Here is a 25835-nt window from a genome sequence, read left to right on the forward strand (position 1 = left end):
AATAAGCTGTCGATTGCATACGTTATGCAGTTGTTATTAACGCTATGGAGTCAACCAGTAGCAATCCCGAGAGACGGAGGAACGAACATGGATATGCGTCGTATGGCTGTCACACCAATGCAGGTGCCCTGGATGATTAGCCCATCCTACGACTTTGCCACCTATAGAGGAGATGATCAGCAAGAAGTCGCCATACAGATGATGTGCGGGTATAGTAGTAAGCACTTTGAGAACACCCTTTCGGAGCTGTCGCTTCTATATGATGGGGACATACCTGATGAAGAATACAATAAGGCCGGAAACGCCCTTGTAGAGATTACCTTTGCCCCAGTGCTCCTCTTCAGCGTGTATAGCAAGCTTCGTGAATGGGAGCGATATGACTACAGTTATTTCGAGCCATATACCCGTGGGGAGCGCTCATTGCAGGAGGAGTGGAACGATACGGGAATGTGTCCCAATCCAGGCTTCTATGAAGTGATCAATTCACCACTAGGAGCTGTCTACGGCTTCAACTCCCCCAAGATCAGACATTGGGTACTGAGCGCACATGATTCATATATAGACGTGCTGGCTCACAGCTTTGCATGGAAGGAGATATCGAAGCAAGCTTAACCGCAGTCGACAGAACTCCCACGCTTGCGGCTCTACACTTACATTGGATACGGCTAATTCAATATACAATGTTATAAATCCACAAAAAAACCACCTTCCTCCAGAGTCTTCCCGACCCCGAAGGAAGGTGGCACACCTGCTAACCACCAATATGAGACATCTCTACTTTACCATGAGACGTACGGCCCAGCTCCCGTTCAAGCGAGTACTGATCTGTACGTCCACTCCAGATGGCGTGAACCTGCTCCCTTAGCATGGCGTCATCAGCCTCTGAGCGCAGTAGCTTGCGCAGATCATGTCCTTTAACGGCAAACAGGCACGTATATAGCATCCCACTCGCAGACAGACGGGCGCGGGTGCACGTGGAGCAGAAAGCATCCGTTACAGAGGAGATCAGTCCAATCTCTCCACGCCCATCCACGAATCTATAACGAGAGGCTACCTCTCCAGGATAATTCGGCGCAATAGGCTCCAGCGGCCATTGACTTCCGATTCGATCCAGCAGCTCCTGCTTGCTAACAACATGCTCCCGATTCCAGCCGTTCGTATTCCCTACATCCATATACTCAACCATTCTGAGGATGTGGCCCTCATTTCGAAAATATTCAACCATGGGCAGTACAGCGTGCTCATTCACACCCTTCTGCACAACCATGTTGACCTTAACGTCAAGTCCGGCGGCAGCTGCAGCAGCAATACCTTCTAGTACAGGCGTTATGCGGCTTCGACGGCCATTCATATTCAGGAAGGTCTCATCATCCAGCGCATCCAGACTGACCGTAATCCGTTGCAGACCAGCCTCTCTCAGCTCACTTGCCTTATTGCGCAGCAGACTGCCGTTGGTGGTCAATGAAATATCCTCAGCATCCAGGGCAGCCAGACGCCGGATGATCTCTGTCAGATCCTTGCGTAATAACGGCTCTCCTCCGGTAATCCGAAGCTTACGTACTCCCAAGTCTATGAATAGGCGTGAGATTCGCTCAATCTCCGTAGCAGACAAAATATCCTTGGTCGGCAGGAATTCATAATCCTTATTAAATATTTCCTCAGGCATGCAATAACGGCAGCGAAAGTTACACCGGTCTGTGACCGAAATACGCAAATCTTGCAATGGCCTGTTATGCTGGTCGTATACAGTCATGATGTCCCCCTATCTACTGCAGCTCAGCTAGCCACGATGTATATATAGTATCTCTTAGATTATCATATATACCCGGCTGTGTCCCTCATAAAAACGCCGAGCCCGCTAAAAAGGCTATGCTCCGTCTAGCTGCAGAGTATTCAATTCCTTAATATTCGTTCTATAAGAGTAAGCTACAGACAGCAGCTCGCAGTCGCCAAGAAGAGAAATACGCTGGCGCCTATCCAAAAAAAATACCCTGCTGAGGTTCAGCAGGGCCAAGTGTATATCAATTAGGGGGTTATTAATAATTACTATAAGCGAGGAAGCTTAAATAAAAATGAATGCTAAATAAATCTTTGCTGAAAAAGTACGTCTACCCCTGCTTGCTACTCTTTCTGCGTAGCTTACTTTCATTCCAGCCACCCTCACCGACCTCTGGCTCACGTTCCAGAATATTCATAGCTTCGTCGTAGCAACGCTGCTTGAACAATAAGATCATGTCCTCCAGATCCTCACGATGGAGCAGGGTTACTCTATTCACACCAGCCAAAGTCTTGCAGGAATCCGTGTATCGTCCAGTGGTGATCACAATGGAGCGCTGGGCATGATAATAGTTAATAGAAGTAAAAATTTCCTGAACAGCACTCAGACCTACTGGACTCTGCTTGCCATACCGCTTGGCCTGCACTACATTTCTTAGCCCGTGGCGATCTGTGAACACGAGATCTGCTCCGAAGTCACGGCTGCCGGTTGTCTTGAATACCTCATCATAACCAAGCTCTGTCAGCAAACGATGAAGATAAGCTTCGAATTCCGAGCCATCCTCCATACGATCAATATCCTTCATGGTGATTTTGCGCGGGTTCAGCTCTCGTAGTACGCGTGCTCTCCTATGTATTACCCACCGGATCAGCAAGCCTGCCAGGATGAGTAGCCCAATAAGGGCAGCCAAGCCTACAGGCGTATACAATATGTCCATCTTTCGTTCCTTTCTGCTGAAGCTATCAGCTACAATGAAAAACGTTCCCAGGTAAAGGAAGCGTAAAGCCACCATTTACACAGGGAACGTCCGGAATGAACTTATTCCCGCTCCAGCAGTGCCTCACCAGCAATACCTGGCTGCGTCATCTGATAAGGGTCCAGAATGAGATCTAGCTCTTCTTCAGTCAGGACATTATACAGAAGGCAGAGCTCCCGTACGGATTTGCCTGTCTGAATCGCTTCACGAGCAATACGCGATACGACCTCATAGCCCAGATGTGGATTCAGCGCTGTAATGATGCCCACGCTGTTATCGACATAGGATTTGCAGCGCTCCACATTCGCCTGAATGCCTTCAATACAATGTACCCGGAAGACCATGAAGCCCTGATTCATAATCTCCAGCGATTGCAGCAGGTTGTAGACGAGCACCGGCTCCATGACATTCAGCTCTAGCTGACCTGCCTCCGAAGCCAGACAAATTGTATTATCGTTGCCGATAACCTGGAACGCAATCTGATTAATTACCTCGCACATGACCGGGTTGACTTTGCCCGGCATAATCGAGGAGCCAGGCTGACGAGCTGGCAGGATCAATTCTCCAAAGCCCGCCCGCGGTCCTGAGGCCATCAAGCGAATATCATTGGCGACCTTGGACATATTCATCATGCAGATCTTCAATGCGGCGGATACCTCGGTATAGGCATCCGTGTTCTGAGTAGCATCTACAAGATGATCATCTGCATGCAGCGGATAGCCAGACAGATCAGCAAGCACCTCGGCCACACGCTGAATATAACGCCGATCCGCATTCAGTCCGGTCCCAACGGCAGTCGCTCCCATATTAATGCTCAGGAGATGCTCTCTGGTAGCCGCCAGACGCTTGATATCACGCCCCAACACGCGTGCATACGCCTGAAATTCCTGTCCCAATCGAATCGGCACAGCATCCTGCAGATGTGTGCGACCCATTTTGATGACACCGTCGAACTCGTCCGCCTTCTTCTCAAATGCATTGCGCAGCTCGCTCATCGTTCCCAGTAGCTTATCCACCATAGTCAGGACAGCCAGATGCACGGCCGTCGGGAAGGAGTCATTCGTAGATTGCGCCATGTTGACATGGTTATTAGGACTCAGTTGCTGGTAATCGCCCTTGGTGAAGCCCATCAGCTCCAGCCCTCGGTTCGCGATAACCTCGTTCGTATTCATGTTAATGGACGTGCCAGCGCCGCCCTGAATTGGATCTACAATGAAATGATCATGCCATTGCCCAGCGAGAATCTCCTCAGCAGCCTTAATAATCGCTTCTGCCTTGGTATGATGCAGACGAGTCAACTCCGTGTTGACTGTTGCCGCTGCTTTTTTGACCATAGCCATAGCTTTAATCAGCTCAGGATGCAGACGCTGTCCTGTAATCGGGAAATTCTCTGCTGCCCGCATCGTCTGAATGCCGTAGTAGGCATCGGGCGGAACTTCTTTTGTACCCAAAAAATCATGTTCAAGCCTCATTGTCCTTCATTCCTCCGCTGTGGATTACTTCCGAACCTGGCCATTCGAGCCAAATCAACAATACTCGGGGCCAGTACCCATTATACGACCGAGTTACAGGTTATGCCAGTCGGAATATGAAGATGTTGGGTTTTACAGGGTATAGCAAGGTTAGTGATCCATCTCTGGATTTTCATTATGGTGTTCCAGCAGACGACTCCGTCATAATAGATCTGCGCACAGTCTCCCCAACTTAGGGTCTTCCTATCCTTGCAACACTCTAATGGACGAGTATACCATTGACGATGTTGCCCAGCTAAGCGAACCCGTATGGAGCCTCGGGGCAATTTAAGCAACGAAGTGTTCACTTGTAAGAAGTGTATATGTGTCATGTAATGAAGGCATATAAAAGAAGTGTATATGTTAGTATATTCCGAGCAGCAGTCTTGAAGTGGGTCTCAGTCAGTCCCGCCATGAAATAAGGCACTTTGGTAAAGATATGTTATTCACTAATGTTCACCACTTTTCTAATACCTCAATTCTGAAATCAAATTCGGTCAAAGTACCAGCCTGATCCATATTTCATGACCATTTAGTACGGTGCTATGGTACACTGTAACCAATTAGCATCCCGAGTCGGGATCACAGCTTGCATTTGAATAGCGAGACTATTGTAGAATAGGAAGGTCAGACGGATGGAACACTTACTGAACAGCAGCGTCAAGGATATTCAAATTAGTGGAATTCGTAAAATCGCCAATAAGGCTGCCAGCATTCCAGGGGTCATATCCCTGACGATTGGACAGCCGGACTTCCCCACGCCTTCGCATATCGTAGAGGCTGCTCATCAAGCGATGAATGCCGGCAAGACCGTCTACACCCCCAATGCCGGACTCCCTGAGCTGAGAGAGGCAGCGGCAGCTTTTGTAGGAGCACGATACGCTCAGCACTATAATCCGAACGATGAGGTCATCATTACGAACGGCGCCAGTCAAGCACTGGACATTACGCTGCGTACGATTTTGTCACCAGGTGATGAAGTCATCCTGCCAGGTCCGATTTATCCCGGATATGAGCCTTTAATTCGACTAAGCGGTGGCATTCCGGTTCTGGTGGATACACGGGACAGTGAATTCAAGCTCACTGCAGAGCTGATTCAGCCTCATCTGAGTGAGCGTACTAAAGCCGTCGTGCTGGGCTATCCTTCTAACCCGACCGGACGTGTCATGACGCAGGAAGAACTGCAGGACATTGCTCATCTCCTGTCGGGAAGGGACCTATTCATTATTTCCGATGAGATCTACAGCGAACTGGTCTACGATATGCCGCACGCCTCCATTGCTACGCTCGAAGGCATGCGTGAGCGCACCATCGTTATCAACGGGCTGTCCAAATCCCATTCCATGACCGGGTGGCGCATAGGCTTCACACTGGCTCCAGCTGCGATTACGCAACATATGCTGAAGGTCCATCAATACAATGTGACCTGCGCCAGCTCGATCAGCCAATATGCAGCGATTGCCGCCCTTACCGCTGGAGTGGACGACGCTCTTCCGATGAAAGATGAATATCGGAGCAGGCGCGACTACGTGCATGCACGTTTAACTGCGATGGGACTGCCGCTCTCGAAGCCGGAAGGAGCCTTCTATCTATTTCCATCCATTCGACACCTAAACATGGAATCCATGGACTTCGCTCTTCGCTTGCTGGAGGAGCAGCAGGTGGCCGTCGTTCCTGGAAGTGCGTTCTCTGTCTACGGAGAAGGCTATATTCGGCTTTCCTACGCCTGTGCACAATCCGTGCTGGAGCAAGGTCTGGATCGACTGGAGAGCTTTCTGCAGCGATTGTAGGGTTGTATAAAGGTTGGGACTGTAGTGAATCATAAGAGGTGCGTTGCATCCACCTAAAAAGAACCTTGAAAGGAGAAGTGCCTTTCAAGGTTTCTTTTAGTTCCTACAACTGGACTTCTATTAACAACACTTGTTCCGAAGATAAGCTATACTAGTGTCCAAACAGAAAAAAGACCCCTGATATATTCAGAGGTCTACCACTCAGTTAGTCACAAGCTATTTCTAAACATACTCTTACAATTCGTTTCACAGTCTACTTATCGAGTTAAGCCAGTGAACAGGTAGAACTAAAGGTGACTGTGTCAACTAACAAGTCAGAGCTCCCGCCACGCACAAGCAATGTTACTTGTACTTCACATGCTCGCTTAATTACTCGCCGCCAGCTCTAAGGCTCTGGCCAACACTTTTTCTCCATTCATTCTGCCATAATCCACCGTGTTGATCACATCTACTTTGACACCCTTGGGCACAAATTTCTTCTCATAATCCTTTCTCATATAGCCAACCTGCGGACCGAGCATCAATACATCAATCTCATCGCCGAAGTTGGACAGATTCTCCCCCGCCGTCGCCTCGATGCTCACGTCCTGACCGCTAGTCTGGGCTGCCTCCTGCATTTTCTTCACCATCAAGCTGGTAGACATGCCAGCAGAGCATACAAGTATGATCTTGATCATGATGTGATCTCCTTTCCGGATTGGAGCTGGTGAGTATGTTCATACAGCTCAACGAATTCTTTGGCTAAATCTTTGACTGTCATGGCATTCATCAAATGATCCTGAGCATGAATCAGCAGCAGTGTAATCTCATGCTTAGCACCGCCAGCCTCCTCCTGAATCAATTGAGTCTGCACTTTGTGAGCTTCCTTCAATTCCTTGGATGCAGAATCCAGAACCTCAGCCGCTGCAGCGGGATTGTTCTGCTTCGCCAGCATAATGGCTTCCATCGCCTGGCTCCTGGCGGCGCCAGACATGGCAATCAGCACCATGATCTTCTCTATGAATTCCATTACCATCCCCCCGATAGCTCTAATGTGCAATAGCGTTTTCACAAGTATAGGCTATCCCTCTTCCAAGCTACAGCGAATGTTTTTCCGTTTATCTTAGGAAAAAAATATCACTTAGCTGCTCGAATGTCTCTGCCCTGACCAGCTGCTCGACCAGTTCAGCACTTTCCGTGACATGAATCAGGGTATCGTACATGGATGTCAGCTCCTCCTGACTCGCCTTTCCAATACAGAGAAGACATACGAGCTGAACTAGCTTGTCCCCCCATTGCACAGGCTTTTGTAAGGTACATATGACCCCAAACGTCTCCTTCGTCTGTGGAACAAGCGGATGCGGCATGGCTGTCCTATTGCCATAAGCGGTAGATGCGATCGCTTCCCTCTGTTTGACGGATTCCCGAAAGTCAGCAGTCACCAATTCTCTTGATTCCAGCTCCTTACACAGGAAATCCAGAACATCCTCTTTATTCTCCAGATCAAGCTGGAGAAACGTCAGTTCCTCACGCAGAAATCGGAGTGGTACATGGTCAAGATCCAGCATTAGCTTTTCAATCTGCTGCAGATCTGTGCTTTGAAGCAATGTTTGTACGATTACTACGGGAACAGGCAATTCTGCGGGCAGTGGAACGGTACTGATAATAACATCGATATTGTCCAGTGGGGCCTGATCCAGATTATAAAAACCGAAGGTACCCATGACCTCAAGCTTGGAGCCAAAGTGTCTATTGATCTTCTGATATAACAGTCGCGCACTGCCGAGTCCAGTACTACACACGATAATGCACTTTTTGACAACAGACCGATCCTTTCGCCTCTCCAATGCCGCTCCAATATGAAGCGAAATATAACCTATCTCATGCTCGGAGATGTCTAGGCCTGACTGCTCTTGAAGCACGGCAGCCCCGATAATACCGGCCTGGAAGGCTAGGGGATACGCTAATTTGATGGAATTTAGCATCGGGTTGGTCAAGCTCATGCCGAAACGGATGCGGCTAAGAGCATGCTTCAGATGCAGGCTAAGCCCCCACGCCAATTCTGAATCATGACTGATTCCGAGCTTCAGGCTTGCTTCTATTTCTTCAATCATTGACTTAGCATACGTCTGATATTCCTGATCAATCTCTGTCATCGCCACTTGTTGAGTGTCCCCCATTTCTACAAGCAGCTCTGTTCCCATTAAATGCATAGTTAGGTAGACGAGCTCTTCTTCAGAAAATGACTTATTGAATGACATAATAGTCGAGGACTCCAATGCTGCTGCGATATCTAATGCTGCCATAGACTCTCTAGAAGTCGCAGATGGCATCCATGCTGCTGGCAAGGACAATATCTGGTGCCCCTCTCGAATTCGTCGTATCGCAAGCAGAATATGAATCGTAAGCTGATCGAGACCTCGATCCGAAAAAAACAGACCATGCTTTCTCATACTATGAATGACAATCTCACGTACCCTGCTTAACTCGCCTCTACCAAAAAGACGGGTATACCGATGATCACCTGCTTCATTCAGATCGACCTCGTCAACTTGATTCCCAAAAAATTCGGACATGCACAAACGGAGCTGATATTCTTCTCCACTGATCTTCAAGCCATAGCTTGGCCTTGTTATGATATGCAGCCCATAAGCATCCAATCGCTGCTTCACGATTTTCAAGTCGTTCTGGACGGTAGATTTACTTACATACATCTGATCCGCCAAATCCTCTAGCTTGACATAGCCCTCCGTCAGCAGCAGCGTTCTAATGACGAAGCTGATCCGGTCCGCAGGGTCGATTACGCCAAATGATGCCCAGGACACCTGTCTCTTCAGCCAGTCCTCAAAAGCAGGCCTATCGCTAATCATCAGCTCATAGCCCATTCCTCTCATAGCCTGGATCTCCGCACCGTGGCTGGAAATCAGCTGATGCAGCAGCTTGATGTCGCTCCGCACCGTTCTAGAGGTCACCCCAAGCTCAGCAGCCAGTTGCTCCCCGGTCACCGGAGTGCCCGCATGGAGCAGGGACTGCAGGAGATGTGCAATTCTGGGATACATGCGGTCTCCTCCTTTGCTAAGCCTTCAGCCACTCTAACCTATGGCAAGAGACTACGTATTGAATCATTATCCATGAAGCTTGTATCCACAATGACTTCCTTGTATGTAGTCTTTCCGGAGGCCACCATTTGGAGCAGCAATTCTACAGCATGCAAGCCGATCTCCGACTGATTCTGGATAACTCTGGAGACCGAAGGAGACAGAAAGCTTTGTAGCGGACCATCGAAGCTCAGCAGACTGTAATCCTCTGGGATGCGCTTGCCGATCTGATGGAGTGCATACCACAGAATCTGTCCACTGAGATAATCCAGCGCGAAGAAGCAAGTGATCTCCGGCTTTTCCTTCAGTTTGTGGTAGATCTTCTGAAAATCATTTTCCAGCACCTTCGTATCCGTTAGATTCCAATAAGACGTCTCCAGATCAAGTAACCATAAGCTATTATCCAGCAGGACCTGATTATCCATGTACGCTTCCTTAATTCCGTCGATGCGGTCATTGATGGAAGAATTATTTAAATTTTCATGGGAGATGACACTGATTTTGCTGTGGCCAGAGTTCAGAAGCTTACTCGTTAGCTGGCTGGCGATCTCATGATTATTGCTCCCCACATAAGGAACAGACAAGCCCGATAGCTTGCGATCCATTAATACGATCGGGAAATTACTAAGGGTTACCTTGAGTAGAGCTATATTATGGAATTCTGCCTGAACGGGTAGGATCAGGATACCTTGAACACCCAGCGTAATCAGTTCATTCAGATATTGTGTCTCCAGCTCCTGCGATTCATTGGAAATTTTGAGAATAGTATGATAGCCTCTTCGGTTCAATTCGTTCACTGTAGTACGGAGTAGCTCTGTACCGTAGCTGTCTGAGAAGCCGGCCAGTATCAGACCGATCAGCCTGGCATGTCTCTGCTCACTTTCGTTCGCCTGCTCTACTGCCTGCTCGCTGACAAAGCTCCCTTTGCCCGACACGCGATGAATCCACCCTTCCTCTGCCAGAAGATTCATAGCATTTTTGGCTGTGAGTCGACTGACATCGTACATGTCCATTAATTCTTTCTCGGTAGGCACCTGATCGCCCGAAGCATACTTTCCACGCTGAATATCTTCCTTAATCTGCTGGTAAATTGTTTGATATAGCGGTTTCTTCTTCATCATGGAATCGTCCCTTTTCCAAAAGATATATATATTATATCATTTTATAATTTGATTGACAAAAAGACTTACATAATCATAATATAAAGGACATAAAAGTATTATAAAAAGATATAAATGTTGAAAAGGAGTGGGGAACTATTATTAAAGAACAAGCAATGCTCGGCATTACTGAGATGCTAGAGGCCGTGGATACCAAGACTCGCAGCATGGATAAAGAAGCTTGGGGTAGGCAATTTCGCAATTGCTTCTCAGACACCTTATTGAGAACGCTTCATATTCAGGAGGACGGCTCGGTATACCTGGTTACTGGGGACATTCCCGCCATGTGGCTCAGGGATTCCACAGCCCAAATTGAACCTTATCTGGTATTGGCCAAGACAAATGTGGTGTTCCAGCTCCTGATCGCCAAGCTCGTACAAAAACAATGCGAGTATATTCTGATTGATCCGTACGCCAATGCCTTCAATGAGCAGCCCAACAGCCACGGACATCAGACAGATCAGACGATCATGTCGCCATGGGTATGGGAGCGCAAATACGAGATTGACTCGTTGTGCTATCCCGTAAGACTTGCTTATCTGCTGTATGAGAAGACAGGCTATACCGATCATTTCAACGACACTTTCCTGCAAGCGGTCAGAGAAATGGTAAACGTATTTACAACAGAGCAGCATCACGAGACCTCAGACTATTCATTTGAACGATTCGGAGCACGCCCAGAGGACACACTGGTTAACGACGGCAAAGGATCTCCGCTAGCCTATACCGGCATGACCTGGTCAGGCTTCCGTCCAAGCGATGATGCGTGCCAATACGGATACTTGGTCCCGGCCAATATGTTTGCCGTTGTGATTCTTACCTACCTGACAGAGATCATCCCCAGATTCTATACGGAGGACGCGCTTGTGGCGGATATCATCCGCCTGCGGGATGAGATTCAGGCAGGTATCGAGAAATTCGGAATTGTTGAAGATAAGCATACTGGCAAAAAGATCTTCGCCTATGAGGTGGACGGACTGGGTAATTACACCCTGATGGATGACGCCAATGTACCTAGCCTGCTATCAGCTCCTTATCTTGGATATTGTGATGCGGATGATGATGTGTATTTGAACACTCGTGAGCTTTTGCTCAGTGACCGCAATCCTTATTATTATTCTGGCACCGTAGCTTCAGGCATTGGTAGTTCACACACGCCAGAGCCGTATATCTGGCCGATCGCCCTGTCCATTCAGGGATTAACCACGAATAACAGGCAAGAGAAGGAGCGTCTGCTCGACGTCGTGGTCGGAACGACGGCCGGCACAATGCAGTGCCATGAAAGCTTTGACGTCAACGATGAACACCAATACACCCGTGAGTGGTTCTCATGGTCCAATATGATGTATTGCCAATTACTGCTGAATTATCTAGAGCTGGATGAGTAACTCACCTGAGGGGGACATACAATGAGCAGAGTTCAAACATTTATGGAAGACAAGGTTGCTCCTTTTGCCGGAAGAATCGGTCAAATCAAACAGCTGGTAGCCATCCGCGACGGAATCTCCTACATCATGCCACTGATCATCATAGGCTCAATTGCCCTGATTCTGAACAGCCTTCCGATTGAGGCAGCCTGGTATGTGAATCTTATGAACGAAGGCGGCTGGGGCGCGCGTCTTGGGATGATCGTTGACGGTACGTTCGGCCTCATTGGCTTATTGGCTTCATTCACCATCGCCTATTCCTTGGCAAATCAATATTCACTGGACGGCATGTCGGTCGGAATCCTGTCACTGTCCTCGTATCTGCTCAGTACCCCTAACATCTTGTCTGCCGACAATGCTGTGGGAATTCCTCTGGGCCTTATGGGCAGTAAGGGACTGTTCGTCTCGATTGTAATTGGTATCGTTGCGACCGAGATCTTTCGGTTCGTCATCAACAAGAACCTTGTGATTAAGCTGCCTGACGGTGTGCCACCTGCAGTGGGCAGATCCTTCACCGCGCTGATCCCGGGCTTCTTCATTATCGTCTTCTTCGCCGCGATTAGCTGGGTCCTGGCCGCAACCGGGATCGGAAGCCTGCATGATCTCGTTCAGACCGTTCTTGGCAAACCGCTCGGACTGCTGGGTGGTACTATCTTCGGAGCTATTATTTATGACCTGTTGATCAGTCTGTTCTGGCTGACAGGGATTCATGGCGGCAACATCATGGGTGGCATTATGAATCCGATCTGGATGCAAAAAATGGACGAGAACCGACTCGCCTTCCAAGCTGGCGAGGAATTGCCCAACATCTTCACGCAGCCGTTCTTCGATATCTTCGTGCATATGGGCGGAGCAGGTACCGTATTCGCCCTAGCCATCTGTCTGTTCTTGTTCAGTAAGAGCCAGCAGAACAAGTCCATGGGGCGTCTGAGCTTCATGCCTGCTGCCTTTAATATCAGCGAGCCGCTCATGTTCGGCGTTCCAATCGTGCTGAATCCAATCATGTTCATTCCGTTTATTTTGGCTCCGATTGCTATGGTAATTCTGACCTACTTTGCCATGGTAACAGGTCTCGTACCGAAGACGAACGGCGTATCTGTTCCTTGGACCATGCCGCCACTCATTAGCGGTTATTTGGCAACAAGCAGCATCCGAGGCTCCATTCTGCAGCTTGTCAACCTTGCCGTATCTGTTCTTATTTACTATCCTTTCTTCAGAACCATGGACAAGCAATTCATTCGTGAAGAAAGCAAAGAGGAGTGACAACGATGACCAAACGTTTACTGAACTGTGACGCCAGCGACCTGCTCGCCATGAGCAGAGATGAATTAAAACTCTCGATCTATGCCAGTGAAGGAAGAACGGTACTCGCCGAGACAGCTGTAGTGAAGGAACCGATCATTGATGGCATTACGAATGGGGAAATTGCCAAGTTCGCAGGGGCAGACCTGATACTGCTCAATGCCTTTGATGTAGAATATCCTCAAATTTCAGGCATTGACACAAGCGACCCTCAGCCAGTACGGACTTTGAGAAGACTGACGGGGCGTCCTGTAGGTGCTAATCTGGAGCCTGTAGATGATACACGAGAGACCATGGATGAGAAGGAGCAGCTTAGCGCAGGACGCAAAGCGACTTCCGCCACCTTTACCAAAGCGAACGAGCTTGGTCTCGACTTCATTTGTCTCACTGGCAATCCCGGCACAGGAGTCACGAATGAAGCCATCTATCATTCCATCAGTCAGGCACGGAAGTATTTCCAAGGTCTGATTATTGCAGGCAAAATGCACAGCTCAGGTATAGATGAGCCGATCATCGACGCAGAGACCGTGCAGTCATTCATTCAAGCCGGTGCCGATATCATTCTGTTCCCTGCCGTGTACACGGTGCCCAAGTTCAGGGAAGAAGATTTGATGAGTATGGTTGAGATTGTCCATGCTCACAATCGTTCCGTGACCGATCCAGCTAATAAGGTGCTGACACTGTCGGCCATCGGAACCAGTCAGGAAAGCTCCAGCAAAGAAGTCGTTCAGAAGATCGCTCTCGCATGCAAAGCCTGTGGGGTAGATATTCAGCATATCGGTGACGCTGGCTTCTCCGGTCTCGCCTTGTATCAGAACATTGATGCACTTGGCAATGCCATTCGTGGTGAACGGCATCAGCTCCGTATGCGGGCCAAGTCGATTATCCGTTAGAGCAGCACACCATAAATCTGCACCAGTTGTACACTTTGAACACTTCATTTGTGTAGAGGCGGGATTCAGCAGTCATCCGCAGCGTCTTCGGACAGGTTACGTAGAACCGAGGTAAATAAAAAAAGACTCTGTATCCACTTTGCAGTGGTACAGAGTCTTCTTTATGTCTGAATCTGAAGCAGTTCTTATGAATACCTCGGGCCTACATATACTGCTACACGGCTCCTAGACCTTGACCGAATAATTGTTTTAGCTCGAATAAGGCTGAAGAGCATGGTCGTTAGCGGAAAACGGGGAAGCCCTAGAGAAACGAAGTGCCCATCTTTAAGCTTGCTATTCATCAGTTTTTCAACTTCGTTCAAAAGAACAGCAAGCTTAACAGTGGTCGACAGGGCTCCCCGCTTGCAGCGGCTCTACACTCACACTTGATTCGGCCCGAGGTACTAACTATTTTAGACTCATCTTGAATTGCAGGAACAGCTCGTTGTAATGCGCGAGCATGCTCTTACCCAGATTCTCATAGACCTCCAGCTCTGAAGTCAGCTCCGGCTCTGGATAAAAGCGTGTATCCCCGGAAATATCCTCCGGCAGCAGCGCCAATGCATCCACATTCGGCGTAGAATAACCTACGTATTCCGCATTCTGAGCCGCTACCTCGGGATCAAGCATGAAGTTGATGAACTGATGTGCTGCCTCCACATGGGTGGCCGTCTTTGGGATGACCATGTTGTCGAACCAGAGATTCGAACCCTCCTCCGGCACCACATAGTCCAGCTTCTCATTCTGGTCCATGATCTCAGAAGCATCCCCTGACCAAACGAGACCGACAGCAGCCTCTTCATTAGCCAGCAGCATCTTGATCTCATCCCCTACCACAGCCTTTACGTTCGGGGCAAGCTGCTTCAGCTTGGCAAGCGCCTCCTGTAAATGCGCCTCTTCCGTATCATTCAGTGAGTAATTAAGACTGTTCAGTCCCATTCCCATGACTTCACGGGCGCCGTCTGCCAGTAGGATGTTATTGCGTAATCGTGGGTCCCACAGATCGTCCCAGCTATTGAACTCGATGCCCTCCGTCAGCTCAGGATTGAAGACAATACCAACAGTGCCCCAGAAATACGGTATGGAATATTGGTTGCCAAGGTCGAAGGACAAGTCCAGAAAGCGCGGATCAATATGCTTCAGGTTAGGAAGCTGGCTATGATCCAGAGGGATAAGCAGCTTCTCTTCCTTCATCTTGGAGATCGCATATTCCGAGGGGATCGCCACATCAAAGGAAGTCCCTCCCTGCTCAATCTTCGTCAGCATCGCTTCATTGGAATCGAACGTCTGATAGATGACCGTGATACCTGTCTCCTCCTGAAAGCGATCCAGCAGTTCGGGGTCGATATAGTCCCCCCAATTGTAGATCGTAAGGGTATTGCCGCTTGTGTAGCCCTGATTCGAGTTCAGCCACGCAGCTACGCCCATAAGTATAAAAGATGCTGCAAATACAGCTACGAATACACGTACAAGTGACTTCATCTAGGAACCCCCATTTCCGCCGCAGGCTCCTGCTCGCGTCTAGCTTTATCTCTTGCTTGCTGGGTTCTGCGAGTAATGAAGTAGTAGCCGACAACCAACAAGACCGTGAACAGGAAGATCAGCGTAGACAAAGCGTTAATGGACAAGGCTACGCCCTGCCGCGCCCGCGAGTAGATCTCGACAGACAAGGTGGAGTAGCCGCTACCCGTGACGAAGAAGGTCACTGCAAAATCATCCAGCGAGTAGGTGAGGGCCATGAAGAAGCCCGTAAAGATCCCAGGCTTGATGAAAGGCAAGATTACCTTTGTAAGCACGTCACGACGCGTAGCACCCAGATCGCGGGCCGCATCAATCAGTGTCGGACTCATTTCCTGCAAGCGTGGCAGAATCATGAGCACCGTAATCGGAATACTGAATGCGATGTGTGACAGCAGCACAGAGACAAAGCCCAGCTTGATGCCGATCATCGTGAACAGGATCAGGAAGGAAGCGCCGATAATGACATCAGGGCTTACAATCAGGACATTGTTCAGTGACAACAACGCATTTTTCACCCGTCGCCGTTGCATCCGGTCAATTGCCAGTGCCCCCATAATGCCGATAATCGTAGCAATGGCTGCCGATAGCAACGCAATCACAAGGGTATTAATGACGATAATCATCAATCTCGTATCCTGAAACACCTCGCCATACCACTCCAGCGTGAAGCCCTCGAAGCCGTGCATCGTTCCTCCGCTATTGAAGGAGTAATACATCAGATACAGAATGGGTGCATACAGCACGACGAAGGTCAGGAAGAGATAGATGTTAGCAAGCTTGAATTTACCGCCCACCTCGCACCTCCCGTCCACTGCCGAACAGCAGCATGAGTACAATCATCGCTACGATCAGGAAGACTGCGACCGTAGAGCCCATGCCCCAATCCTGTGTGACAAGGAAATGCTGCTCAATTGCCGTACCCAAGGTAATCACCCGGTTACCGGCGATCAGTCTCGTAATCATAAATAGTGACAATGCAGGTATGAAGACCGCCATACATCCCGAGCGAACACCGGCAAGCGTGAGCGGGAAAATCACTCGACGGAAGGTCGTCCACTGCGAAGCACCCAGATCACGAGCCGCATCCAGCAAGGAAGGCTTCAGTCCCTCCAAGGCATTATAGATCGGTAGAATCATGAACGGGATGAAGATATAGACGGAGACGAAGACGAAGCTGAAGCTCGTGAACAGAATCTGCTGCTGACCCAGTCCGGCCACCTCGAACAAAGCGTTGATGGGTCCATAGGTGCCGAAGATGCCAATGAAGGCGTAGGTCTTCAACAGCAGATTGATCCAGGTCGGCAAAATAATGAGCAATAGCCACAACTGCTTATGCTTGGTACGAGTCAATAGATAGGCCGCAGGATAGGCAATCAATAGTGAAAATACCGTCACCAGCAGAGCGTACCAAAATGAACTCAATGTCATTTGCAAATAGACAGGCGTAAGGAAATTCGCGTAGTTCTGTAGCGTAAATTCCCCATTTACATCAAAAAAGGAATAATAGAGCACCAGCAGCACTGGCGCGATCACGAACAGCACAATCCAGAGGTAGTAGGGCAGCAAGTAGACTGTGCGTGTATTACTGGACATGCTGCACCTCTTCGTAGGCCTCCAGACGACGGTCGAATTCCTCTTCCGTCTCCCCGAATCTCATAACATGAATGGCTTCAGGATCGAAGTACAGTCCAATCTCACTGCCCGGGTCCGCACGCTTGGTGGAATGCACCAGCCACTCCTGTCCGGAATCATCATAGCAGCTGATCTCATAATGAACGCCCCGGAACAATTGGGTATCGACCTTTACCCGCAGCTTCCCTTCATTCACACCTGTAATGACCAGGTCCTCCGGGCGAATGACAATTTCCACCGCCTCATTCGGGCGCAAGCCACCATCCACGCACTCGAACTGACGGCCATTGAATTCGACCTGATAATCCGCAATCATGCGAGCCGGCACAATGTTGGACTCCCCAACGAAATCCGCTACGAAGCGGTTAATCGGCTCATCATAGATGTCATTAGGCGTACCGCTCTGCTCGATCTTCCCCCGGTTCATGACGAAGATCTCATCGGACATGGCCAAGGCTTCCTCCTGGTCGTGTGTAACGAAAATGAAGGTGATGCCCAGACGCTGCTGCATCTCCCGCAATATATACTGCATTTCCGTGCGCAGCTTCAGGTCCAGAGCCGACAGGGGCTCGTCCAGCAGCAGCACATCCGGCTCATTCACAATAGCCCGGGCTATGGCTACACGCTGGCGCTGCCCGCCAGACATCTCGTCAATGCTCCGCTGCTCGTAACCGTCCAGATTCACGAAGCTGAGTGCCTGCTTTACCTTCTCTTCAATCTCTTTCTTGCCCAGCTTGCGAATACGAAGCCCGAAGGCCACGTTCTCAAATACGTTCAAATGCGGAAACAAGGCATAATCCTGAAACACCGTATTGACTTGGCGCTCATTAGCAGGTACCTTGTTGACTAGCTTACCGTTCAAATAGATGGAGCCTTCTGTCGGCTCTGCGAATCCTGCAATCATACGTAAAATAGTCGTCTTCCCACAGCCGGATGGCCCCAGCAGTGTATAGAATTTCCCACGCTCGATGGTAAAGCTGACATCCGCTAGCACGGGCGGGTCATGATCATAGCTTTTGGTAACCCGGTCAAATCGAATAATTGTACGGTCTTCCATGTTAGCTCCTCCTATCCTCGGCCTTGCACCTGATGCTTCTCTTTTGCTGGTGCGTCTCTCTTGGATGATTACCCTGATCATCCGTCCGTTAATAATCTGTGTTACTTTGTAATACTGGGGCTTTCATATCTACTACTGAGCTCTCATATCTACTACTGAGACTTTCATATCTACTGCTGTGACTTTCTTATGCTACTGCTTTGGCTCTCTTTCACACCCTACTGCTGAGACTTCCATGTAAAGTAGCTCGTCATCGTCTCAATCGCTACGCCAATGGCACCCTCATTAGGCTGCAGCTTGGCATGGTGCAGTCCATAAGGCGTATCGACGCCGAGCCAGAACATGAAGCCTGGAATGTGCTCCAGAAAATAACCAAAGTCCTCACCCGTCATGGCCTCCGTGCATTCGATCACCTCTACTGCGGGTCGCTCATTCAGCCATTGCATGAACTCGCCTGTAAGCGTAGCTTCATTCCATACTTGAAGATAGTTAGAACCATAATTGATATCTGCACGGCATTCGAAGCCTGTCTCTACACCATGAATCAGGGCTTCAATCCGGGATTTGATCAGCTTCATCGTATCTGCTGAGAGGGTACGAATCGTGCCCTCCAGGCGTGCGGTCTCCGCAATGATATTCTGCTTCGTACCACCCTCCACCTTGCCGACAGTTATGACGGCTGCGTCGAGAGGATTGATATTCCGGGATACGATCGTCTGCAGCTGACCAACAAGCTGACAGCCTGCCACGACCATGTCATTAGCTTTATGAGGATACGCTGCATGGCCACCTGTTCCAGTCAATTCAATGAATAGCTCAGACGTATTTGCGAAGAGAATACCAGGACGGGTCGCAATCGTGCCCACTGGATATTCTGGTGCAATGTGCAATCCTACCATTTGGTCTGGCTTCCACGCCTTGAACTCCTCGCTATCCAGCATAGGGAGCGCTCCCCCCGGACCCTCTTCAGCTGGCTGGAAGATTAGTAACAGATCGTCCGTCATTCGCTGCTTGGCAAAGTGCGTCAGAATCCCAAGTCCGATCGTCATATGCAGATCATGGCCACAGGCATGCATGTATCCGGGATGCTGGGACTTGAACTCCAGCCCCGTATCCTCTGTAATGGGAAGACCGTCCATATCAGCTCGATATCCGAATCTACGCCGCGGCGCCGTACCGTGCACCAGCACCAGTATGCCAGTACGCCATGTCTTGACCTCCAGATGCTCCTGCGGAAGCGTGGAAATATAATCAAGCAGGTACTGCTGCGTCTTGAATTCCTGAAAGCCTGCCTCCGGAATCTGATGAAGCTCTCGCCGGATGCGAGTATATGTATGCAGATCTACAGCGGTCATCGTTGCACTCCCCTTTCTTGAATTACATCATGCCTGAATTACATCCTACTGAATTACGTCTTACCTGAATTACGGTCTGTCTGGATTACGCTCCAACAGAACACAAGACTCGGCGCAGCCGCCGAGCCTTGTCCGTTATCTATTTCGAAAGAGCATAGCCACTCATGGATTAGAGGGTACGCAGTTCCTGCAGAATCTCTGTCTTGGATTTAGTCTTGTCATCGACCTGTTTAATGATACGGGCAGGCATTCCGGCTACTACGGAGAACGGAGGAACATCCTCGGTGACTACTGCGCCAGCAGCTACCACGGAGCCTTGTCCGATTCTTACACCCTCAAGTACAACGGCATTGGCACCAACCAGGACATCATCCTCCAGTACAACTGGCTGTGCGGATGGTGGTTCAATAACCCCGGCAAGGACGACTCCCGCACCCACATGGCACATTTTACCGACCTTAACACGTCCTCCAAGCACAGCATTCATGTCAACCATTGTGCCTTCGCCAATTTCCACACCAATGTTAATGACTGCACCCATCATGATGACCGCATTGTCGCCGATACTAACCATGTCACGGATGATTGCGCCCGGCTCGATCCGTGCGTTAATGCCTTTAAGATCAAGAAAAGGAACAGCGGAGTTGCGACGGTCATTCTCCACCACATAATCTTCTTCCTTAACGTTAGTGCTCTCAATTACAGCCTTGATATCCGCCCAATCGCCAAATACGACACCTGTGCCGCCGGAAATAAAGGTTTGTACATGATCGCCAAAATCTGCTCCTGCCAGTTCACCCTTTACATATACCTTCACAGGGGTTTTCTTCTTGCTGTTCTTGATCAGATTAATGACGTCTTGTGTGTTCATTTCGTTAGACATTTGGGTTCAACAGCTCCTTCATCGCTAGTCATACACTATATTCCTTTATAGCATAAAAGAGAGGGTCCCGCAACGAACACCTTTCAGTGAACGTGAAGTCGGGACCCACTCAGGTGACCGTTCAGCTCGTATTTGGAATGGCCTGCTCTATGTCGCTTACTTCCCACTCAGATCGTAGCGCAGCCCTATATCTTAATCGAATTCGTATTCCGGATGTCGATCCTATTCCAGTGTGTTCAGCGAGGTATAGATATGGCCCTGGAAGCCCTCGGAAGGCTCACCTTGTGGAATATTCACGACAACAGCGAAGCCTTGTCCATTGTTCTCAAGGACGATATATTGACGCGTCAGCTTGTGATCGCTACTGGTAGCCTTCAGCATGAGACTGGCATGCTCCAATGCGGACGGAATGTCAGAAGAACTCAGCTTCTCTGCTGTGCCTACCTCGGACAGGGCCTGCTTCCCTTCCTGCTCCAGCGTATCCAGGCTGAAGTCAGTCGGCAGCTTCGTAATCTCTGCGTAATACTCATCATCGATAGCCATCGCTACGCGGTGCTGATCAGGAAATAACGACATCGCATCGAACACGTATAGCGAGTACCCTTCACCTTGGGCAAGCTCGGCCGTGCGAATCTCATCCGTACCTTCCAGCTTCAACGTGAAATCCTTGGTCGCCGGGCGATCACCAGTTACGGCTGTACCATCTTCTGAAGAACTACCCGCTCCTGTGGTGCTACCTGCTTCACCTTCTACCACTTGAATTGATGTCAAGGTAAGCTGCTTCAGGGTGTCGTCTCCTTCGACAGCCTCTTCTGTATATTCAAAGGAGACAGCCTGTCCTTCGGTCAGCTCAGCAATGGACGCATCCAGATCCTCGCTGAATTGAAAAGCCTTGGGCTCCCCATTTACTTCAATCTCTACCGTATGTGGATCAGCCTGTCCACTGTACACCCCGTTGCCGCTCAGTACTTCAGGGGTTACAGGCTCATTCTGCTCCTGAGCTGGCTCCTGCGGAGCAGGTGGCGCAGCCTGTTGCCGGCCACCACAGGCAGACAGCACAAGCACTAGGGAAGCCAATACAACTGCATATACAATCATATGTTTTTTCTTCATTTCAACACCTCCACCATATTAGACGAGTCTGAGCCGAAAAAGTTCCTTAGCCAAGCGAGTTAGCATCCTTAGCATCTTTTACCCTGAAAACGCCAAGGCCCCCCACCCAAATTATTCCTGTAAAATATAGTTCACCATTCTGGATGGCTCGGCTATAATGAACTTCTGTAAATCCCCTGTGATATCCTGCTGTCAGGCAGCTCGAACAGGAGATTACGTTAATCTACGAATGGAGCTGTCAATGCATGAATACTCATCAACCATCCCGGCAGACGCTGGGACTGCTATACATGATCGGAATTGTCGCTATCTCCTTCTCGTCCATTTTCATTAAATGGTCTGAAGCCGAAGTGTCCGCTATGGCCATGTATCGACTATACCTGACCAATCTGATCATGCTGCCTCTGGCCTGGACATACCGCCGCGAGCTGTTCGGCCTTACCCGCAAGCAGTGGCTGTGGCTTGGGGCCTCTGGCATTATGCTTGGGCTTCACTTCCTGCTGTGGATGGCCTCCTTGCGCCTAACGACCGTGGCAAGCTCGACCGTCATTCTTACTCTGGAGCCGATCCTCGTCATGCTGGGCTCCTACTGGATCTTCCGAACCCGCACGAATCGCATGATGCTGCTGGGCATGTCCCTCGCAGTCCTAGGCTCCATCGCTATCGGCGCTGGTGATTTCCACGCTAGCGGAACTGCATTAACTGGAGATCTGCTATCCCTGCTAGGCACCGTTGCTGTGGCTATTCATATGCTCATGGGCAAGCATTTACGGGATCATATCAGCGCCTTTACCTACAATTTCTGGGTATTTGCCATTGCAGCCAGCTTCCTGGCTGTCTATAACGTCAGCAACAGCATTCCGTTCACGGGTTATGCCTGGCGGGAATGGGGCTTGTTTCTGTTGTTAGCGATCGTCCCTACACTATTTGGACATTATCTGTTCAATTGGCTGCTGAAATATATTAATGCGACTACAGTCTCCATGGCCGTCCTTGGTGAGCCTGTCATCTCCTCCATTCTGGCCTGGGTGCTGCTGCACGAACAGCTTACTGTCATTCAGATGACCGCAGGTGCCGTGATTTTGGCAGGAGTCTGGCTGTTCATTCGCTTCGGTAATGATTTTAAGCCATCTGAAGGAACGATCTCACAGGCAAATTCCAAACCTCCTGCAGCTGTATAACAGCAATACAGTACCATCTCTATGTGCCATGCTACCAGCGCAGGGGCTCACATTCCTTCCATAGCATCCAGCGTCCATTCTCCCGTAAAGGGGCCGTGCCGATATCATAGTCCGTTTTGGTCACGCTCTGTAGATCCAGCACATGCAGCATCCCGCCATAAGTTCCCACATAGAGCTGGCTCTCGTCAGGGCTGACCAGCAGCCCTGCAATGGTGCTGCCTACAAAATAACGCCATTTCTCTTGCCCATTCTCATCCAGCAGGCGCAGGTAGCCGTAAGCATCTCCTAAAATAATCCCCTCTTTCAGAGCTACGCCAGCATAGACTCGCATGGACTCATCCACGAACGGCCACTCTTGCTGTTCAAGAGCTGTCTCTGCTCCAGTCTTCTCGGGGACGTTTACCGACACGGTAGCTCCGTTATAGAAATGACATGCATTATACCATACCTGCTTGCCATCACGCGTGAAGATGCTGTAGTGCGGGTAGCTGATCTCTGGGGGAATCTCATAACGTGTCCCGCTCTCCACATGCATGAGCACATGGTCACTGCCCTGGCTACCGCAGGCGATCCATTGGCCGTCTGGCGATACACTTCCGTGACCCATATCAATCCGTGTCTCCTCTAGCTCATGCTTTCGCAAGGAAGGTAGATCAGGTTCAACCAATTCGACCTGCCCATGCTTCACCAGGTACACACCGTGCATGGTGACCAGCAGTACCCTATGCTCCTCGCCAAATGGAATGACCTCTATAAGCTGCAGCTCAGGCGACGCCTCATCCGCAAGTGTCTGCACTCCTTCGGTCTCCGCTCTAATTTGGCTAAGTATTTCCGTCCATGTATAGGTCCGTACTACAGCTCCTGTAAGATCTCTGCCCTGTATCACACGAATGCTATGCTTGTCTACAAGCGCGATATAACGACCATCTGGAGAGATACCTGTGAAGCTCACCTGCTCAAGCTCGCTTATCTCCTCTGTTGTAGCTATGTACATTTGGTAGCCTGACCACGGCTGGCCTACCCCGAGGATCACGCGACCATCCTCCAGTTGGACCATAGGTCTGACCGATTGCAGCTGCTGCTCGAATTCGGAGGTTAGCGGCCATGATGCGGCTGGCAGCTCTTGACGCAGCAGCTCGACCTCTCCGGCAGCATTAGCCTCCTGAATCATCCGCAGCACCTTGGCTGCCAGCTGTGAACGTCTATCCGCCCTTGGCTCCTGATTATCATCCGTTTCTGCCCAGCCACCTGCCATCCCTCTTCTTACGAACTCATTCACTTCCTTGGCATAACGTTTCCCCTCATTACGCCATTTTTCGGCAATGCTCTGGTCTAACCATGTCATCTTGCTACTCCTTCCTGACCGTGTTCCTACTTGACTACAATTTTAGTCTTCATTTACACACGGTTCCTGACGATGAATAAAGAAAAGCAAATTTAAATGGAACATTATGGAGCATGGAGGACATCATGATTATGAACCGCAGAAAAGAACCTTTTCGATATACAATGAAAGACCCTGTAGATTTCGAGCTCCACATTCTCAGTATAAATGGAAATCCAGCACCTACCAAGCCTGTACCTGCCCGTCTGTATGATATTAGCCGCTCTGGGTGCCGCATATGGATACCACTGGCCCTTCATGTGAGCACCAACAGGATCGCGATCCGTCTGGACTTGCAACTTAATCAAGACCCTCTTCAATTAGAGGGCGAGCTCCGCTGGGGACCATTAGAGAAGGACCAGAATTATTACGGTGTGGAATTTCTGATTCCCGAGCAGGAGCAGGACCGCCTGCCACGTGAACTTCGGATGCTGGCCAGTGATGGTCGCATTATAGCCAAGTAATATAGGGTCAGGAGCATGTCCTACCACTCACAAGGTGTGCTATTCATCTGCTACATCACTTTTGTGAATTTGTTTACTCATCTTCGTCGTCTTTAAGCTCTTGGTCGCTTTGGATAGGTACAATTTGGCCTCACTACCGTCAGCCATGCTACAATAGGCACGAATACTTCATAATTGGTAAATGACAGGAGGATTCGTGATGAGTGAAGAAGTGGAATCAATCGGCTGGGAGGCCATAGACGGCGCTCTGGAGCAAATCTATGGGGATCAGGAGCCCATGCATTATGCCAGCTCCATCCCTTACATGCTAGGAGGAAATGATCCACTGAACGGAATCAGTGTCTATCGGGCACAGCAGCCCGTTCCCCACTGGCATTTTGTAACGTATGGCTTCTCTGACCTGTATGAAAAAGAGACTGATGACCCTAATTACAGCGGATACGGCTTCGAGCTCACGCTACGACTGGTCCGACAGCCTGATGAGCAGGAGCCTCCAGCCTGGACGATGAATCTATTGCAAAATCTCGCTCGTTATGTCTTCGGCAGCGGCAATATTTTCAGAAATGGCGATCACATGGATGCGAACGGTCCGATTATGCTTGGATCGGATACGAAGCTGACAGCGCTGGGCTTCATCACAGACCCGGAGCTGAAAGAGATGGATACGCCTAACGGCAAGGTAGAATTCATACAGGTCGTGGGCATTACAGCGGACGAGCTTCAGGTTACGCAGGAATGGAATACACTTGGGCTGCTGCATACGCTGGCTGAATATATTCCATTCTATTTGACTGATCTCGGACGTGATTCCATACTGACGAAGCCAGCCGCATTGCAAGCCGTGCAGGAGGGCAGCGAGCGCGAAGGGTCCAGTACCGGATTTCTGTTCGTGGATCAGCTCGGCTGGGAGACGCTCCCCGGGCAATCCTTAGCTGATTCATATACCCTCACCTTGGGAGCGAAGCAGGCAGAGGTAGTCGGTAAGCTGCTACGGAGGAGAATTTTGCACAATCGATCCTTGACGCTTGTTAGCTCGGGTCTGCAGATCATTCTGGAGCCGGGTGAGCAGCCGCTTGTTACCGAGGAGAATGAGGAGATTCATGTGCAATTGAATGAAACAGCTGTGAATGAATTGGCAGAGCTGCTTCAGCCGATCGCTGGTACCGTTAAGCTGTCTTCTTTTCCGAAAGTACAGGTTCAGGTTGTACAGACTCATATCAAGGATACAGACGGCAACGTCGTGCAGACGATTGGATAGTAGGCCTTTATATTGATGTTTATATTAATTGATGT

23 protein-coding genes are annotated in these 25835 nt (G+C 49.7%); 8 read left to right on the plus strand and 15 right to left on the minus strand.

Annotated elements, in window-relative coordinates; genetic code table 11:
* Positions 1-87: 87 nt before the first annotated feature.
* The gene (locus tag D328_RS0109680) at positions 88-612 is read left to right on the plus strand and encodes a hypothetical protein (protein ID WP_018884795.1); all 525 of its coding nucleotides are present in this window, start codon (positions 88-90) and stop codon (positions 610-612) included.
* A gap of 139 nt (positions 613-751) precedes the next feature.
* On the opposite strand, the gene moaA is transcribed toward D328_RS0109680, so the two are convergent.
* From moaA to aspA, 3 genes are all read right to left on the minus strand, one after another.
* Positions 752-1753: a GTP 3',8-cyclase MoaA gene (gene moaA, locus D328_RS0109685; protein WP_018884796.1), complete on the minus strand. Its 1002-nt coding sequence runs from the start codon at positions 1751-1753 to the stop codon at positions 752-754.
* Positions 1754-2108: 355 nt separating this feature from the next.
* Entirely contained in the window at positions 2109-2714 is a 606-nt protein-coding gene (locus D328_RS0109690; protein WP_033412767.1) for a restriction endonuclease, read from the minus strand.
* Positions 2715-2815: 101 nt separating this feature from the next.
* Complete coding sequence (aspA, locus tag D328_RS0109695; protein ID WP_018884798.1) at positions 2816-4225, minus strand: aspartate ammonia-lyase; 1410 nt, start codon at positions 4223-4225, stop codon at positions 2816-2818.
* Positions 4226-4899: 674 nt separating this feature from the next.
* On the opposite strand from aspA, the gene D328_RS0109700 reads away from it, so the two are divergent.
* A complete protein-coding gene (locus D328_RS0109700; RefSeq protein WP_018884799.1) occupies positions 4900-6054 on the plus strand; it encodes an aminotransferase A in 1155 nt (384 codons plus the stop codon).
* A 365-nt stretch (positions 6055-6419) separates the two neighbouring features.
* On the opposite strand, the gene D328_RS0109705 is transcribed toward D328_RS0109700, so the two are convergent.
* The 4 genes from D328_RS0109705 to D328_RS0109720 all read right to left on the minus strand — a co-directional run bounded on the left by D328_RS0109705 (position 6420) and on the right by D328_RS0109720 (position 10252).
* Positions 6420-6731, minus strand: a complete 312-nt coding sequence (locus D328_RS0109705; RefSeq protein ID WP_018884800.1) for a PTS sugar transporter subunit IIB — start codon at positions 6729-6731, stop codon at positions 6420-6422.
* Complete coding sequence (locus D328_RS0109710; protein WP_018884801.1) at positions 6728-7063, minus strand: PTS lactose/cellobiose transporter subunit IIA; 336 nt, start codon at positions 7061-7063, stop codon at positions 6728-6730. The genes D328_RS0109705 and D328_RS0109710 overlap by 4 nt, the downstream gene beginning before the upstream one ends.
* 88 nt (positions 7064-7151) lie before the next feature.
* Entirely contained in the window at positions 7152-9092 is a 1941-nt protein-coding gene (locus D328_RS0109715) for a BglG family transcription antiterminator (RefSeq protein ID WP_018884802.1), read from the minus strand.
* 38 nt (positions 9093-9130) lie between these two features.
* A complete protein-coding gene (locus tag D328_RS0109720) occupies positions 9131-10252 on the minus strand; it encodes a GntR family transcriptional regulator (protein ID WP_018884803.1) in 1122 nt (373 codons plus the stop codon).
* Between the two features lie 155 nt (positions 10253-10407).
* Here D328_RS0109720 and D328_RS0109725 point away from each other — a divergent pair, with 155 nt between their 5' ends.
* The 3 genes from D328_RS0109725 to D328_RS0109735 are packed head-to-tail and all read left to right on the plus strand — an operon-like array spanning position 10408 to position 13913.
* A complete protein-coding gene (locus D328_RS0109725) occupies positions 10408-11679 on the plus strand; it encodes a glycoside hydrolase family 125 protein (RefSeq protein ID WP_018884804.1) in 1272 nt (423 codons plus the stop codon).
* Between the two features lie 21 nt (positions 11680-11700).
* Positions 11701-12981: a PTS cellobiose transporter subunit IIC gene (gene celB / locus D328_RS0109730; RefSeq protein WP_018884805.1), complete on the plus strand. Its 1281-nt coding sequence runs from the start codon at positions 11701-11703 to the stop codon at positions 12979-12981.
* Positions 12982-12986: 5 nt separating this feature from the next.
* Entirely contained in the window at positions 12987-13913 is a 927-nt protein-coding gene (locus D328_RS0109735) for a DUF7916 family protein (protein ID WP_018884806.1), read from the plus strand.
* A 447-nt stretch (positions 13914-14360) separates the two neighbouring features.
* Here D328_RS0109735 and D328_RS0109740 read toward each other — a convergent pair whose 3' ends face one another.
* The 7 genes from D328_RS0109740 to D328_RS0109770 form a co-directional block, all read right to left on the minus strand.
* A complete protein-coding gene (locus D328_RS0109740; protein ID WP_018884807.1) occupies positions 14361-15434 on the minus strand; it encodes an ABC transporter substrate-binding protein in 1074 nt (357 codons plus the stop codon).
* Positions 15431-16267, minus strand: a complete 837-nt coding sequence (locus tag D328_RS0109745; protein ID WP_018884808.1) for an ABC transporter permease — start codon at positions 16265-16267, stop codon at positions 15431-15433. Before D328_RS0109745 ends, D328_RS0109740 begins: the two co-directional genes overlap by 4 nt.
* Positions 16257-17066: an ABC transporter permease gene (locus tag D328_RS0109750; protein WP_018884809.1), complete on the minus strand. Its 810-nt coding sequence runs from the start codon at positions 17064-17066 to the stop codon at positions 16257-16259. Before D328_RS0109750 ends, D328_RS0109745 begins: the two co-directional genes overlap by 11 nt.
* Positions 17056-18162, minus strand: a complete 1107-nt coding sequence (locus D328_RS0109755) for an ABC transporter ATP-binding protein (protein WP_018884810.1) — start codon at positions 18160-18162, stop codon at positions 17056-17058. Before D328_RS0109755 ends, D328_RS0109750 begins: the two co-directional genes overlap by 11 nt.
* Positions 18163-18380: 218 nt before the next feature.
* Positions 18381-19517: an N-acetyldiaminopimelate deacetylase gene (locus tag D328_RS0109760; protein WP_018884811.1), complete on the minus strand. Its 1137-nt coding sequence runs from the start codon at positions 19515-19517 to the stop codon at positions 18381-18383.
* Positions 19518-19686: 169 nt separating this feature from the next.
* Positions 19687-20400, minus strand: a complete 714-nt coding sequence (gene dapD / locus D328_RS0109765) for a 2,3,4,5-tetrahydropyridine-2,6-dicarboxylate N-acetyltransferase (protein WP_018884812.1) — start codon at positions 20398-20400, stop codon at positions 19687-19689.
* Positions 20401-20622: 222 nt separating this feature from the next.
* Positions 20623-21513: a hypothetical protein gene (locus D328_RS0109770; protein ID WP_018884813.1), complete on the minus strand. Its 891-nt coding sequence runs from the start codon at positions 21511-21513 to the stop codon at positions 20623-20625.
* Positions 21514-21758: 245 nt separating this feature from the next.
* On the opposite strand from D328_RS0109770, the gene D328_RS0109775 reads away from it, so the two are divergent.
* A complete protein-coding gene (locus D328_RS0109775; protein WP_018884814.1) occupies positions 21759-22694 on the plus strand; it encodes a DMT family transporter in 936 nt (311 codons plus the stop codon).
* A gap of 31 nt (positions 22695-22725) precedes the next feature.
* Here the strand turns inward: D328_RS0109775 and D328_RS0109780 are convergent, their stop codons facing one another.
* On the minus strand, positions 22726-24039 hold the full coding sequence (locus tag D328_RS0109780; protein ID WP_018884815.1) for a PQQ-binding-like beta-propeller repeat protein: 1314 nt from the start codon (positions 24037-24039) through the stop codon (positions 22726-22728).
* Between the two features lie 131 nt (positions 24040-24170).
* Between D328_RS0109780 and D328_RS0109785 the strand changes: the two genes are divergently transcribed.
* The gene (locus tag D328_RS0109785) at positions 24171-24542 is read left to right on the plus strand and encodes a PilZ domain-containing protein (RefSeq protein ID WP_233426181.1); all 372 of its coding nucleotides are present in this window, start codon (positions 24171-24173) and stop codon (positions 24540-24542) included.
* A gap of 199 nt (positions 24543-24741) precedes the next feature.
* A complete protein-coding gene (locus D328_RS0109790; RefSeq protein WP_018884817.1) occupies positions 24742-25800 on the plus strand; it encodes a suppressor of fused domain protein in 1059 nt (352 codons plus the stop codon).
* Positions 25801-25835: the final 35 nt, after the last annotated feature.

The organism is Paenibacillus massiliensis 2301065 = DSM 16942 (assembly GCF_000377505.1).
In the GTDB taxonomy this organism is placed as follows: Bacteria; Bacillota; Bacilli; order Paenibacillales; family Paenibacillaceae; genus Paenibacillus; species Paenibacillus massiliensis.